Origin of the sequence: Paenibacillus sp. PSB04, assembly GCF_025809195.1 — a bacterium.
Lineage (GTDB): Bacteria > Bacillota > Bacilli > Paenibacillales > Paenibacillaceae > Paenibacillus_AQ > Paenibacillus_AQ favisporus.
Window position 1 is genome coordinate 5209350 of record NZ_CP081301.1, and the last position, 14554, is coordinate 5223903.

A 14554-nucleotide genomic window follows, 5' to 3' on the forward strand; every position below is an offset into this window, starting at 1 on the left:
ACGGAAATATGAGACTTCTTGACGAAAATGACTGCCTACTAAGCTCAAATGTCATTCCCATCGGCATATTGCGCTTTGAACAGAAAGTTCTAATCGTTACCGATAACGGAATAACACTGAATGGCCTGATAAACAAGCTTTCAAGGATTGTCTTGATGTCATGCTCCGTGACTTTGATGCGGCGGCCAACCCATTGCTCAGATCCTGGAAAAGGAAACAAAATGGACCGGAACAGTACTCGAGAGCGATGTAAACCGTGCTAATTCTGTCTAAATCAAACACTTTAACCCGCCTTCAATTGAAGGCGGGTTAAAAACATTACCCAATATATATAGGGCATCCTGCATTATAAAATGAGATGCTCTTCGATTAAGCGAATTGGAATTGGCTAATTGCCAGGTTCCCTTTCAAAATAAAATACACATTCTGACTTCCGTGTATTCCGCTAAGCTTGCAGGAATAATCCTGCCATGTCTGTAAGTCGCCTGAAGTTAGAGTGATCCGGCCCACAGGCAGCCCTTCAGGATGATCCAGCCGCACTTCAACAACGGCATCCGCCGCTCCGGCCGCCCGGATCCGCAGCGTATCCGCACCGTCCTCGAACTTGGCATCACGGAAAGTGATCCATCCGGATTGATCCTTCACGATCACGGCGCTGCCGCCTTCCGTACACTCACCAATCAGAACGCCTTCGTAATCGTCGTAATTGATGGCTTTCGTTGATTGCGTCAGGTCACGCGGCGGAATGGTCTCCCCGTCTACAACCAGCTCGGCTGTCAGCGGCAGGTTCTCCGAAGAAGCGCCGGCCATCATCATATAGGTGCCGGTCTCGATGCAGTAGCGCTCGCGGGTGACATCCCAGATCGCCAGCTGATCGAGCGGAACTTCAAAGGACACATCGGCTGTCTCGCCCGGCTGAAGCATCACTCTGCGGAATCCAAGCAGCTGCTTGCGCGGACGCTTGACGCGGGACTGATTTGCCCGGCCGTACAGCTGCACCACTTCCTCCCCTGCCACTTCACCGATGTTGGTTACCCTGCATGTCAGACGAACCGTTTGATCCGTGCCTGCCGTAAGCTTTTCCTTCTCAAGCTGCAGCCCATCGTACCGGAAGCTGGCGTAGGACAAGCCGTGTCCAAACGGATACAGAGCCTCGCCCTCGAAGTATTGGTACGTTCTGCCGTGCTTAATGACATCATAGTCCATAAATTCCGGCAGCTGGTCGACGGATTTATACCACGTCATATTCAGTCGTCCCGCCGGGTTGGTGTCCCCGAACAGCACGTCTGCCAAAGCATGGCCCAGTTCCTGGCCGGCATGGGACGTGTACAGGACGGACGGTACATTCGCGTCCACCCAGTTTAGCGCGTACGGGTAACTGCCTACGATGACGACCACCGTGTTCGGATTGGCTGCATAAACCTCCTGAATCAGCTTCTCCTGCGATTCCGGAAGCGTAATGTCCGGGCGGTCGATCGTCTCCTTGCCGTTAATCAGCGGATGATTGCCGACGAACACAACCGCCAGGTCCGCTTCCGCTGCTGCTTCTTTGGCAGTCTGAAGCTTGTCCGTGACGATTTCCAGCTCGAACAGATCGGCATGGACGATCGGGGCATCCTCACCGGATACCTCGGCAGCACCTGCAACGTTGATCTCATTCGCGGTCTCCGCGGCTTGGCCGTCGCCAACCAGCAGCTGACCTGATTCGGCATGCACCGTCACCGGTGTACCGTTCCATGTTGAGAAGGTTACGCACCCTTGCTCATGTTCGGCAGGATGGATAAGGAAGACTTCTTTGGTGAACCACTCCCAAATTTGTTCGGACGACGCTTTAACGATCTTATCATCAGTTGTCAGGTAGCGGCCATTGTCTTCAGAGATCAAGGTGTGGCTTCCCCAGCCCCAATCCGTCATTTCAAACACAGACGCATCCATAGCATTTTCGGTCGTTGCAGCCAGCGCGGCCTCTTCTCCGGCCTGAATTCGCACATACCGCCCCGTCTTTTTGGATTTAAGCCGAATCCGGTCCGTTCCCCCGCTGTAACTTGTCTTGCCGTTCGTTCCTGCCCCGGAAAGCTTCTCTTGGATGCCCTGAAGCGGCGTGACGGCATAAGGGAGCGAACCGCTGTACCAATCCCGGTACACCATTCCGGCGAGCGGCCCAATCACGGCCACTTTGTTCAACTTGTCTGCATTGAGCGGAAGAAGCCCACGGTCATTCTTCAGCAGCACCATTGCCTTACGGGCGGCCTCCCGGGACAGCTCCGCATGCTCTGGCCGCAGGATTACGGATTCGTCGATCGCAGCATATGGGTTGCCCTCTTCAGGATCGAATTCGCCGAGCCGGAAGCGGACGCGGAAGGTATTCGTCAGTGCGGCGTCAAGATCGCTCTCTGCCAGCAGTCCCTCACGCAGCGCTTCACGCAGCGCATCCTTGATCACAGCCGAATCGTCCGTGATGCTGTCAATCCCGCCTTCTTTAACGGAGCGGGCGACGGCCTCCTTATACGTATCCAGGTATCCATGATCGCGGACGGTACCGGTCACGTCGAAGGCATCGCTTACAACAAAACCGTCCATGCCCCACTCGTCCTTAACGATGGCTTTGACGTCAGGACTCAGGTTCGCCGGCACGCCGTTGATGGCGTTGTAAGCCGTCATCATGGACTGGGCGCCGCCTTCCTTGAACGGAATCTCAAACGCTTTCAAATAATATTCCCTCATGTTGCGCGGATCAATGCTGACCGAAGCGTCACCCCGGCCAACTTCGTTATTATTCGCAATAAAGTGCTTCAAAGTGGCAACCGCTTTCAAGTATACAGGATGGTCGCCTTGAATGCCCTGAATGAGCGCGGAGGCCAATTTCCCGGTCAGGATCGGGTCTTCTCCATAGGCTTCTTCTGTTCTGCCCCAGCGCGGGTCGCGTTCCAAATCGACGGTCGGAGCCCAGAGGGTCAATCCGTTCACTTCGGGATTACGGCGGTAGAACCCTCTGGCCTCGTCACCGATGACGCTGCCGATTCGTTTCATGAGTTCCGTGTCCCACGTACAGCCAAGGCCGATCGGCTGCGGAAATCCGGTCGCTTCTCCCAGCCACGCCATGCCGTGGGCTGCTTCCGTACCGTGTTTATACGCTTTCACACCGAGCCGCTCGACGGCAGCTTGATATTGAACCATCAGCTCCACTTTTTCTTCCAGTGTAAATCGGGAGACCAGGTCTCTCACTCGTTCTTCTAGAGGTAAGGATGTATTCTGAAATGGATAGTCGGTCTGTGCTGGCATCGTTATCATCTCCTTCAGGCGTATTTTAAGCCATATCGGTTTCAGGAGATACCCGGATAATTAGAGGCGTTTTCATATAGAATTCATAGAAAGCCTGTCCGTTAGATCACGCTGAGGAAAGATTCGTATGTTCCTAGTTCATCGGTACGTATTCGACAAAGCCCGTCGTCAATGTTCTTATGCGGATGTCGACGCGCTCCACCTTCCAAGCCCCTCCTATCCAGATGAGCGTAACGGCCCGATCCTCAATGTATTGATCCTCTCCCGTCAGCCCGTTCCCTAACGGAGCCGATTGTGTAAACGTGGCGGCAGTTTTGCCGGCATATTCGGGGAGTGTATCCGGATCTTTATAGCGGCCGGCTGCCTGCAGCCCTCGATCATGAATCAGCGTACGGATGAAGCGATCGGTAAAATAGGGTTTGTAGTGTGCGCTCACGTATTTAGCGTCCGGGTTTTGGACTTCGTTTAATTTATCCGACAACATCTTCATGCGGGCGGAGGTCAGTTTTTGGGTACCCGGCATAGAAACAGGAGATGGTGACGGTTTAATTTGGATCCGGATTCCTTCCAGCTTCGCCGTGGCAAGCTTGGACGGCCCATCCCACTCAACTGTAGCTCCCAATGCTGCTGCGACAAATTTTAACGGAACATAGACACTTCCATTCAGCACTTGGACGGGAGCTCCCATATCGGCATACTCGCGATGCGGCAGGTCAGGATATTCAGGAAATTCTCCTCTTGATGGGGTCTCCACGATGGCCCGCTTGAAATTTGCAGCCAGCCGAATGGTAAGGTCGTTTTTGCGGATAACCAATTCCTTTTCTTCAGGAAACCATTCTAAACGGGCTCCCAACGGTTCGATTAGAGGCCGGACCGGGACGAGGAGATGTCCTTGGTTCCATTCTGCATGTTGAACTGCTACCGACGGTGGTCCTGCCGCGGCTTGTGCAGATTCATTCATCGCAAATCCCATCATTTCCAATCCCGTTGTGGCCATCGTGATCCATAATAATAATTTCAGCTTTTTCATATGAAACAGGTCACCTCTGCTGCTTTTTAACATATAAACGCTGACCAACAGGAAATGTCACGGAAAATGCAGAACCCGGCGTCGGAACATGGCATTCGTACCTTGCCGCGTGGTATAGTGAAACGAAGAACAAGCGATGGAGTGTAGAACGAACATGAATGAACGAAAACATCCCAATAACAAACGACAGTCCCAAGCAGGGACTCATTTATATCGAAAGGATACAGCTGCTCGCAAAGGCTTCCGCAAAAATGAGCCGATGAAGCAGACGCCTGGCTCTGCCCGCGATCATGCCGATGAGCTTCGGACCGGCGACCGCATCGTCGTGACCATCAAACGTTTGGGCATTAACGGTGAAGGCGTAGGTTATTATCGGCGGAAGGCGGTTTTTATCGACGGAGCGCTGTCCGGTGAAGTCGTCAAGGCCGAGGTAACCGAAGTGCAGCCTAAGTTTATCAAAGCGCAGCTTACAGAGGTGGAGAGACGATCTCCCCACCGGATCGAACCTCCTTGCCCGGTTTTCGGCGTATGCGGCGGCTGCCAGATTCAGCATATCTCGTATGAAGGACAGCTGCAGGCCAAAACGGACATTGTCCGCGAAGCGTTCAACCGGTATGCCGGTATCGACCAGCTCAAGCTGAAGCCGATCCTGGGCATGGACCACCCTTGGGGATACCGCAACAAAGCCCAGCTGCAAGTGGAACGCCGGAACGGCGAAATCATAGCGGGGCTGTATGAAGCCGACAGCCACAGCATCGTGGATATCAGCGGCTGTCCAATCCAGCATCCAAAGGTGAATGAGGCCGTAGAGAAAGTGAAATCCGTGCTGGAAGAACTGCGCATCCCGCTGGCCAAAGAAAACGGCAGTAAAGATGGCGTGCGTACGATCGTGGTGCGTCACGGCTTTCAATCCGACCAGCTGCAGGTGACGTTGGTTTGCGCAAACAGCAGCCTGCCGCGTCAGGACGATCTCATCCGTCTGCTCAGATTGTCTATCGACGGATTGGCAGGAATCGCCCTGAACGTCAATCCGAAGCGGACCTCGCTGATCTTCGGCGACCGGACCATCACCATATGGGGGGCCGAATCCATGCAGGAATCCTTGAGCGATTTGGAATTCTCCCTTTCGCCGCGAGCGTTCTTTCAGCTCAATCCGCAGCAGACCGTGAAGTTGTACGAATCGGTCCGGGCAGCCGCCGGTCTGACCGGCCGCGAGACGGTCATTGATGCTTACTGCGGCACCGGCACGATCGGACTCTGGCTGGCCCCGCACGCCAAGGAAGTCCGTGGTATCGAGACGATCGCAGAAGCTGTAGAGGATGCCAACCGGAATGCCGAGCGCAACGGCCGTCATAACGCCAGCTTCCATGTAGGCGAAGCGGAGGATTTGCTCCCGCGATGGGTCAAAGCGGGACTTCGCCCGGACGTCATCGTCGCCGACCCGCCGCGAACCGGACTGGACCGCCGCTTCCTGGAAACCGTTCTGAAAACGAAGCCCAACCGTTTCGTGTATGTATCCTGTAATCCTTCCACGTTGGCCAAGGACAGCAAGGTGCTGATCGACGGCGGTTATGAGCTCCAGTGGGCCCAGCCCGTGGACATGTTTCCTCAGACGAGCCATGTGGAGTGCTGTTCGCTGTTCGTTTGGAACGGCAAAAGCGGAAAATAAATACGGCAACAATTTGAAGAAGGCGGTGTCAAAGCATGGATTTTGAACAGGTCATGCAGGAGCTCGAAGCTCTCGGCAAGGAACGGCTCAAGAAGCAGTATATGTCCAATGGAGCACACGAACCCCTTTTTGGCGTAGCGACAGGTGCCATGAAACCTATGGCCAAGAAGATCAAAATCGATCAATCGTTGGCTGAGCAGCTGTACGCCACAGGAAATTATGACGCCATGTACTTTGCCGGCATCATTGCCGATCCGAAAGCGATGACCGAAGCGGATTTTGAGCGTTGGATTCAGGGGGCCTATTTTTATATGCTGTCCGATTACGTGGTGGCGGTAACCTTGGCGGAAACCGATATTGCGCAACAAGTCGCCGATCAATGGATCGCAAGCGGTGAGGAGCTGAAAATGTCGGCGGGCTGGAGCTGTTATTGCTGGCTTCTAGGCAGCCGGCCGGACACTCAATTTGACGAAAGCAAACTCGCCGATATGCTGGAATTGGTGACAAAGACAATCCACGAATCTCCGGAACGCACAAAATCGGCGATGAACAATTTTATATACACGGTTGCCGTATCCTATTTGCCGCTCCATGATAAAGCGGTCGAGACTGCAAAAGCAGTCGGTCCGGTAGAAATGAAACGCGATCATAAAAAAAGCAGCATCCTAAATGCTTCGGAAAACATTCAAAAAGCGGTGGACAAGCAGCAGCTTGGTTTTAAACGCAAATATGTAAGATGTTAATTGCAGATATGTAATCTATTAAAAGAAAAGAAGATGCACCGAGGAAGCATGAAGCTCCTTCGTGCATCTTCTTTGGCGTGCGCCGTTTATTTACCGCTCCACAGCTCCACTCTCGCTTTGACCAGCTCTGTGTATTGCTTTTCCATCTCCACGGCGCCCGCGTCGTCGAGCTCCTTCAGCATACCGTCAAAGATCGCGTCGAACTGCTCAGGTTTTGCCAACACGGCTTCCGGAATCCGTTTGCGGATAATATCCTGCGTTTTCTGGTAAATCACGTTATAATTACCGTCCTGCGGAGCTGCAATATTCCAGGCAGCACCCCACGGCTTGACCGGAAATTCCTTGCTCGATGGGAACAGGTCTTTCCAGGTGGTTGCTCCGTATGCCTCAAGCGTTTCCTTTTCCGGCTTGGTGTATGAGGCGATAATTTGTTCCGGAAAATTCGTCGTGTAATAGTTTCCTGTGGCGTCCTTGACACCGTCTCCGTAGTGAGCCGACATGTTTCCGTACAAGCCGATCCCGGTGGTTTTCGTAAAGTTGGCGTTATCATTCACTTTCTTATCCAGCACTTCTTGGGGAATGACCCGTTTGCCATCCACCACATTATAGTGCTTGCCTTCAATCCCCCAGTTGATCAGGACCTGGCCTTCATCGGATGCAAGGAAGTCGAGGAACTTGATCGCCCGTACAGGATCTTTGCACGCGGTCGTAATGCCAACGCCCCAGCCGGACATAAATCCGGTATCCTGGAAGTTATGATCCTTGTACTCTTCCGACATGGTCACCGGAAAATGGGCGTAGGTGCGCTCCGCCTTCCCGCTGGACTTCAGGGCATTCTCCGCTTCCGCATATCCCCATTTGGCGTCAATCAGGCCGAGGACGCGGCCGCTGGCGATTTTGGACTTATACTGATCGCTCTTTTGGACAAACGTTTCTTTATCCAGCAGCCCAACATTGTACATATGGTTCAGCCAGCGGAAGTATTCCTTCTCCTCCGGCCGCTTATAGTGCAGCTTGGCTTCAAAGGTGTCCGGATTAATGTAGTATTCACCGTCGTCCTTGAGTCCGGTAGCATACACTGCGGGGTTCGTGACCGTGATCATGATTCTCCAGTCATCGGCGTCCAAAGTTAACGGAATGGTCGGCTTGCCGTCAATGGTGGGATGCTTATCCTTGTACTGCTGGAGAACGTTTTCAAAATCCTTGACGGTTCTGACTTTCGGGTAACCCAGTTCCTTCAGCACCGCATTTTGGATTTCAAAGCCGCTGCCGGCGTCAAAGTCCTGCTGATCAACAGCCGCGTTACTTGGTATGACATAGATAGATTTGTCGTCGTTGCTGTATGGCAGGCGGTTCATATACTTACCGTATACCTTTTTCAGATTCGGTGCATACTTGTCGATCAAATCGGTCAAGTCGATCATAGCCCCGGCTTCCACCAATTTATCGACATCGCCTTTGCCGTAAATCAGATCCGGGTAATCACCGCTCGCCGCCATAAGCGATATTTTATCCGCTCCCGCGCCGGATACGGCGAACTCCGCATCCAGGGTCACCCCTGTCCTTTTGGTGATCTCTTGGCCAACCTCATCCTGCATTTTGTTCCAGTTCGAGCTCGCGTCCGCCCCAAAAAACGAAAATGTGATGGGGCTCGTATCGTCCGCTTTGGAGTCCTGCGTGCTGCCGGCCGAATCGGCTGGCTTGCCATCCCCTGAACTGCTGCACCCTGCCGAAATGAACAGCATGCCGGCAAGAAGAAGCAGCCCGAATTTTTTCCCAACTGTACCTGTCATGGTCATGTTCCCCCTTATTTCTGTTAAGAATGCGTTTGCATTTTTGGGTTTAGCATAGCTGATTGATGTTAGCTCTCCCGGTTATCCTTCCGTTTGTGCGTGCAGTAAAAACGTTTTCGGAAATATCCTCGAAAAACATCCCTCCTCTACCGGTTTCCGGTTTGGTTAATAGCCATTGTAATTCGTAATCTACAAGCAAACCTTGATTTTTAAGTCGCAATTATAGGATGATATAGACATCAAACCATACTTTTTCGGGTGGGATCCTCCATGAGCATCAACGTGTATTTAAACTGGTTTACGACCGACGAGCAGTTTCCGTTTTTCATCCAGTATGGAGGTCATGACGAAGACATGCAACTGCATAAGCACATCGACTTTTGCGAGCTGGTGATCGTACTGAACGGACATGCTACGCATATCGTCAACAACGAGGCTTCTTTTATCAAAAAAGGCAACGCGTTTGTTATTAATGGCGCCACGCAGCATGCCTACAAGGATCCGTACGATTTTAAAATTTGCAACATCATGTTCAAGCCCGATATGCTGAAATATGCCGGACCGGATTTAAGGGCATCTCAAGGATTTCAGGCGCTTTTTATTTTGGAACCGCTTTATCGCCATCTGCATCCTTATGAAAGTAAACTCAATATTCCGCTGTCCAATCTCGAACATGTGGCTTCGGTCATTTCCGATATGATTGACGAATACCACCTTCGGCACCAAGGTTATCAAACGATGCTGGCGTCACGGTTTATGGAGCTTGCCGTATACTTGTCCAGGCTGTATGAGCACCAGGATCAGGGCGTCGAAAGCAATCTGATGCATTTGGCAAATGCAGTATCCTATATTGAAGACCACTATCTCGAACCGGTGACCCTGGAAGAAATCGCGGATAAGTCCCGGATTTCCGTACGGCACCTGAACCGGATCTTTCGGGCATATTATCAGACGTCGCCGATGGCGTATCTTCAACGGCTTCGCCTGGAACGGGCATGCATCCTGCTCAAGCAGACGAACCTTTCGATCACCGAAATCTCATACGAATGCGGCTATAACGACAGCAATTATTTGACACGCCAGTTTAGAAAAACTTACGGCATGACGCCCAAAGCATTCCGGAAAAGCGTGCAGCCGTAAGGGCTGGAGCACCAGCGTCAGCCAACCGGATCGTACTCGAACCAATCGAACGACGCGGGAGCAGGCTCCTCATAGGCAGATACCGCGTACATCGCCACGAATACCCCGGTGAATCCCCCGGCCACTTCCGTGGAAAGCAGGTGGGTCTCCCCCCAGCCGATTTCCGTCAGTTCTGCTCCCGGCTGCCCGTAATAAAACACGAATTTGTCAGGCTGTACCTCGATCTTCAGTTCCAGCGGCCCTGCTGGACAAGCATGTTCTTCCTCCACGCATAAAGATCCGACGGTGCGCCGAAGCCGTATCTTCTTGACTCCATTTCTTGACGTAACGGCAAGATCATAGTGATACTTCTCATTCATATAAACCGTTAACCCGGCTTCTTCCCCGTCGCCGGCTGGTTCATATTCCATGGCTGCCGAAATATTGCAGGTAAAATGGCACAAACGGCGGCCAACAAACGCCGGAGAGCCGGTGTCGGAAAGCCTCGTCCGATTTCCGCGAAGTTCCAGGTGCCCAGGCCGCCGCTCCAAGGACCAGCTACCAGGAGCGGGATTACGCAAAAAGGTCCACTCCAGCTGAAGCTGTGAGGCGTCAAAGTCATCCCTTGCCGGCTTCTCGTCCCAGCGGACGGCAGGCAAATTCGGCGAGTCCATAACGGGTTCGATGTGTCCGCCTGCTCCGATGACCGGCCAACCGTCCGTCGTCCAGGTTACCGGCGCAAGCATCACTTCCCGGCCCAGGTGGTGGCGCATCGGATAGGACGGTGGCCGGATTCCCAAACAAACCGCCCACCAGCTTCCATCATGAGCTTGTACCAGATCGGCATGACCTGTCGCATGGATGGTGCTCTTTATGCTCCGGTTCGACAAAATCGGATTATGCGGGCAAGAATCATAAGGTCCGTAAGGATCGGTGCTTCTGGCGATCGTCACCATATGTCCGAACTCCGTCCCGCCTTCGGCGATCATCAAGTAATAATAATCCCCGATTTTGTAGAGATGCGGCGCCTCGGGATGCGCCCCTCCAGTTCCCTGCCAGACCAACCGGCTTTCTGTGAGCATCTCACCGGTTTCCTTATCGATCTCACATTGATAAATCCCGTCTCCCTCATCTCCCATTCGGGTCGACTGGAAATACACACGGCCGTCCTCATCGAAAAACAAGGATGGATCGATCCCGCCCTGCGCAACGGGTATCGGATCGGACCAAGGTCCAGCTGCTTCAACACTGGTCACATAAAAATTCCCGATCCCGCTAACATTGGTCGTTGTCATATAAAACAAACCGTCATGGTAGCGGAGGGTTGGCGCGTAAATGCCGCCTGAGCTGCCTGCACCCGCCAGCGGCAGCTGCTGCTCGTTCGTCAGGCAATGCCCGATTTGCCGCCAATGCACCAAATCTTTGCTGTGAAAAATAGGCACCCCCGGAAAATACTCGAATGTGCTGGTGACCAGATAATAATCGTCACCGACCCGGCAGATGCTGGGATCCGGATGAAACCCGGGAATGACGGGGTTGGTATACTGCATCGATACTCAGCTCCTAATCGTGATGATTCCACATGTGACTCTATGAGAGCGGTTACGCCAATTTGTTCTGAGTTCAACCGGCTCTGTCCATATTCTAAACGGTTGCCTGCAGTCAAACCTTGATGATCAAGTCAGGAAAATAGCATGATCTAGACATTTAAGCCACAAGATATGGCGCATTTGACACCCAACCATCCATCCGGATTCGTGCAGCCCTACACAAAAAAGCCCGCATGCTGCGGACTTTTCAAAATATCTTCATTCTAGCGATTACGAAAACTCATTCAGATGCTCCGGCGTCCAATTTTTCACACCATTATCCTCGATGATGCCCAGTACGACATCCGATATATCCGGATCCGAGCTGAGCTGGTCCTGAACGCGGAACTTAATATCATCGGCATCGGCAAGAGACAGGCCGCTCCGAAGTTCGATCATCGTATCCACATGATAGTACCGGCCTTCCTGAATAATCCGCAGACCGTTGATGTCGGTGACGTCCTGATCGGACAAAATGATGGAAGACACCTTCTCCGCCACGTCGCGCGGCGCAGCCACACCAATTAGTCCGACCATATTATCATAGCCTACACGAAAAGCGACGGCCACCATCAGCACACCGATGATGACGGTCACGATGCCGTCCAGTGCTTTAAAGGCTGTAAATGTCGTGACAACAACAGCGACAAGAGCCAGAAACGCACCGGTGACCGCTACCAAATCCTCATAAAAGACCAGCCGCGTCGGAGGTGCTGAGCGTGATACATGCTTGAAGGACATAGGGATGAGTGAGATCCCGGAGGCCTCAATCCTTGCTTCTCGAGCAATTTCCTTCATCACCTTAAATAAAATCGCGCCATCGATCACCAGGTTCAGGATAAGCGCACCCACGTTAATCCAAAAAGCACCGCCCGCTTTGGCTGGATGATGAATCAAATGCCATCCTTCCCGAATCGTTTCATAAGCCATAATCGTCACCACAATGACGGCGACCATGCAGAAAATGTTGATTACCCGGCCGAATCCGGTCGGAAATTTACGGTTGGGCTTTCTTTCCGCAAGCACGCTACCGGCAAACACAAACCCTTGGTTTACACAGTCCGCAAGCGAGTGCATCGCCGATGCAAACATCGCCCCGCTGCCGCTCAAAGCGGCCCCCACCCCTTTGGCTGCAGCGATGACCGCATTGCCGAGCATCGCGATCGCCGATGATTTGTTTCCCTTTTTGATGAGTGCCAGCCAATGCCCCCGTTCCTGCTGCTCCGCCATCTTTTGCCTCCCGCTTAAGAATCCGACATGTTTGAATATGTTCTTACGATGGGAAAAATAGCCGGATTTTATGCAGTGTAATGGGAAATTGACGATGTTTATTGGTTGCCGGGCAAACGATAAACCAAGAAAAAAAGCCCGCTATCAAGCGAGCTTTCGAATAATCCCTAATTCGAGCCGATCATGAGCCCGGTATCTCCGGGATCTTTCAGCCAAATGGACGAGATCGCCCATTGGTCATCAGCAGGTCCAGTACCCTTCTCAATCGTGAGCATTGCTTTGCCCATGCCTTCCACGCCTGCGGATGTCACCAAAGGGTAATCAAAGGAGATTTGCACTTTGCCGTCCGATAACGTCTTGGTAGTCATGTTGGTGATCGTGCCCATATGAGGGCTGGAGCCCCCGGTAACCCAGAAATTGTCCTCAAACTGCTGTTTGGTTTTGGCCTGCAGCGCGGGAGTCATCACAGCGTACTGCATTGGCCCGCTGCGTTTCTGAACGCCGCGGATCCAGGTATTGGCGGCATCCTCCGGCGTATCGGCCTGCAGGGCGTTCATGAAGCCGTTCACCTGCTGAGCCAGCTTGCTCGCCTCGGGCAATGACACATGAATGCCGTCGCTCTTGTACTCCACTTCGCCTTTCAGCTGCTCCACGATGGCCCGCAGCGAGACCATGGCGGTTCCGTTTTCGATTTTCAATTTCATAAAAGTGTTGGCGAATTCCGCCCCATTAATAAAAATCCGCGGCCCGGCCGACACCGCCAGCGCAGAGCCCGACAGAATGACAAATGCCGAACTCGCCGCAATGAACACCTTCAAACGTTTCTTCATGGATCATTCTCCTTTATATACGCCATTGGAGACGTATTTATATGTATCAATGTCATTTCTATTGTAGAAGAATGGCGATCCATGAAGGGTTACGTTCGGGTTACGATTCGGTTAACGAACCCTCATCTATGGCTTTGCGGATATCGTAATCGTGTATGTCGATATCAAGCTCCACGCCTTGCGCCAGCTTAGCTAACTGATAGCCGATAAAAGGCCCCATCGTCAAGCCGGATGCACCGAGCCCGTTCGCCGCGAGCAGGCCGCTCCAGCCCGGAACGGCACCAAGTACCGGCAAAAAGTCGGAGGTAAACGGACGGAATCCGACCCTGACCTCCTGAAAGGTGCCGTCCGCCAATCCGGGCGCCAAGGCTAATCCTTTATTCAAGATTTCCTGCATACCACCCGCTGTTGTTCTTGTATCGTATCCTTCCACGTCATTTTCATGCGTTGCCCCGATCACAATCTTCTGCTTCTCGAAAGCAAGCAAGTATTGATCCGAAGGCGGCATGACAACTGGCCATGTGCCTGTATCCTCATGATTTTCGAGCTGGAGGTGCATGATTTGCGCCTTTTGGTAACGGACGTTAAAGCGGACACCGAGCGGCTGCAGAAGCTGTCCGGCCCACGCCCCTGCACAGACGATCGTGCGGTCCGCTGCATATTCGTCGGGTCCGACCGATACTCCGCTTGCCCGGTTCCCATCCACCAGAAGCTTCGCATCCCCGTGAATCACAGCAGCCCCGTGCCTCTGGGCAGACCGAATCAAAGCGTCGCGCAGGGCACGGCCGTCGACCCGGGCGGCGCCGCTGATCCGTACCGATTGATAGCCTCTCTCCAGCAGCGGAAAGCATTGATGGGTTTCTTCTTCTGAAAGCCGGGTAATACCGCCGATTTCCGGTGCATCCGCTTTGCGCTGCAAAGCCCGCTCCTCCATCTTCCGGATTTTCTCCGGGTCCTGATGAACGCTGAGGGCACCGACCTGCGCATAGCCCGTCTCGGTCTCGCCTTCTCCTTCCAGTTCCTTGATTAACCCTGGATAAAAGGCCGCCCCTGCCTTGGCGAGCCTGTACCAGGCCTGATTGCGGCGCTGCGACAGCCATGGGCAAATGATGCCCGCGGCGGCATCCGTCGCCTGTCCTGGATCTTTGCGGTCGATGAGAAGGACATCCGCTCCCATTTTTGCCAGCTGATAGGCCGTCGATGCTCCCAGGATGCCTGATCCGATGATGATATATTTCTTCATAATTACATTCCTTTCTTGATGCCTGT

General features: G+C 53.0%; 10 protein-coding genes. 3 read left to right on the forward strand and 7 right to left on the reverse strand.

Annotated elements, in window-relative coordinates; all coding sequences use genetic code 11:
• Nucleotides 1–369 precede the first annotated feature (369 nt).
• Both K2F33_RS24115 and K2F33_RS24120 read right to left on the reverse strand, forming a co-directional pair.
• On the reverse strand, nucleotides 370–3282 hold the full coding sequence (locus K2F33_RS24115; RefSeq protein WP_263879008.1) for a glycoside hydrolase family 3 protein: 2913 nt from the start codon (nucleotides 3280–3282) through the stop codon (nucleotides 370–372).
• Nucleotides 3283–3415: 133 nt separating this feature from the next.
• A complete protein-coding gene (locus K2F33_RS24120) occupies nucleotides 3416–4312 on the reverse strand; it encodes a stalk domain-containing protein (protein ID WP_263879010.1) in 897 nt (298 codons plus the stop codon).
• Nucleotides 4313–4571: 259 nt separating this feature from the next.
• Between K2F33_RS24120 and rlmD the strand changes: the two genes are divergently transcribed.
• Nucleotides 4572–5981: a 23S rRNA (uracil(1939)-C(5))-methyltransferase RlmD gene (rlmD, locus tag K2F33_RS24125; protein ID WP_263882440.1), complete on the forward strand. Its 1410-nt coding sequence runs from the start codon at nucleotides 4572–4574 to the stop codon at nucleotides 5979–5981.
• Between the two features lie 35 nt (nucleotides 5982–6016).
• The gene (locus K2F33_RS24130) at nucleotides 6017–6724 is read left to right on the forward strand and encodes a DNA alkylation repair protein (protein ID WP_145133657.1); all 708 of its coding nucleotides are present in this window, start codon (nucleotides 6017–6019) and stop codon (nucleotides 6722–6724) included.
• 86 nt (nucleotides 6725–6810) lie between these two features.
• On the opposite strand, the gene K2F33_RS24135 is transcribed toward K2F33_RS24130, so the two are convergent.
• Nucleotides 6811–8517: an ABC transporter substrate-binding protein gene (locus K2F33_RS24135; RefSeq protein ID WP_263879013.1), complete on the reverse strand. Its 1707-nt coding sequence runs from the start codon at nucleotides 8515–8517 to the stop codon at nucleotides 6811–6813.
• Between the two features lie 270 nt (nucleotides 8518–8787).
• On the opposite strand from K2F33_RS24135, the gene K2F33_RS24140 reads away from it, so the two are divergent.
• Nucleotides 8788–9657 (forward strand): AraC family transcriptional regulator, encoded by an 870-nt coding sequence (locus K2F33_RS24140; protein ID WP_263879015.1) that lies wholly within the window; start codon nucleotides 8788–8790, stop codon nucleotides 9655–9657.
• 17 nt (nucleotides 9658–9674) lie between these two features.
• On the opposite strand, the gene K2F33_RS24145 is transcribed toward K2F33_RS24140, so the two are convergent.
• The 4 genes from K2F33_RS24145 to K2F33_RS24160 form a co-directional block, all read right to left on the reverse strand.
• Entirely contained in the window at nucleotides 9675–11186 is a 1512-nt protein-coding gene (locus K2F33_RS24145; protein ID WP_263879016.1) for a glycoside hydrolase family 43 protein, read from the reverse strand.
• 270 nt (nucleotides 11187–11456) lie between these two features.
• Nucleotides 11457–12455 (reverse strand): cation diffusion facilitator family transporter, encoded by a 999-nt coding sequence (locus tag K2F33_RS24150; protein WP_263879018.1) that lies wholly within the window; start codon nucleotides 12453–12455, stop codon nucleotides 11457–11459.
• 167 nt (nucleotides 12456–12622) lie between these two features.
• Nucleotides 12623–13285, reverse strand: a complete 663-nt coding sequence (locus tag K2F33_RS24155; RefSeq protein ID WP_263879020.1) for a hypothetical protein — start codon at nucleotides 13283–13285, stop codon at nucleotides 12623–12625.
• Nucleotides 13286–13385: 100 nt separating this feature from the next.
• Nucleotides 13386–14528 carry an NAD(P)/FAD-dependent oxidoreductase gene (locus K2F33_RS24160; protein WP_263879022.1) on the reverse strand — a complete coding sequence of 381 codons (1143 nt, stop codon included), beginning with the start codon at nucleotides 14526–14528 and terminating at the stop codon, nucleotides 13386–13388.
• Between the last annotated feature and the right edge of the window lie 26 nt (nucleotides 14529–14554).

Coding starts and splice junctions, on each gene's coding strand:
- K2F33_RS24115 (WP_263879008.1), bottom strand. CDS start 3,282: ATGCCAGCACAGACCGACTATCCATTTCAGAATACATCCTTACCTCTA.
- K2F33_RS24120 (WP_263879010.1), bottom strand. CDS start 4,312: ATGAAAAAGCTGAAATTATTATTATGGATCACGATGGCCACAACGGGA.
- rlmD (WP_263882440.1), top strand. CDS start 4,572: ATGAAGCAGACGCCTGGCTCTGCCCGCGATCATGCCGATGAGCTTCGG.
- K2F33_RS24130 (WP_145133657.1), top strand. CDS start 6,017: ATGGATTTTGAACAGGTCATGCAGGAGCTCGAAGCTCTCGGCAAGGAA.
- K2F33_RS24135 (WP_263879013.1), bottom strand. CDS start 8,517: ATGACAGGTACAGTTGGGAAAAAATTCGGGCTGCTTCTTCTTGCCGGC.
- K2F33_RS24140 (WP_263879015.1), top strand. CDS start 8,788: ATGAGCATCAACGTGTATTTAAACTGGTTTACGACCGACGAGCAGTTT.
- K2F33_RS24145 (WP_263879016.1), bottom strand. CDS start 11,186: ATGCAGTATACCAACCCCGTCATTCCCGGGTTTCATCCGGATCCCAGC.
- K2F33_RS24150 (WP_263879018.1), bottom strand. CDS start 12,455: ATGGCGGAGCAGCAGGAACGGGGGCATTGGCTGGCACTCATCAAAAAG.
- K2F33_RS24155 (WP_263879020.1), bottom strand. CDS start 13,285: ATGAAGAAACGTTTGAAGGTGTTCATTGCGGCGAGTTCGGCATTTGTC.
- K2F33_RS24160 (WP_263879022.1), bottom strand. CDS start 14,528: ATGAAGAAATATATCATCATCGGATCAGGCATCCTGGGAGCATCGACG.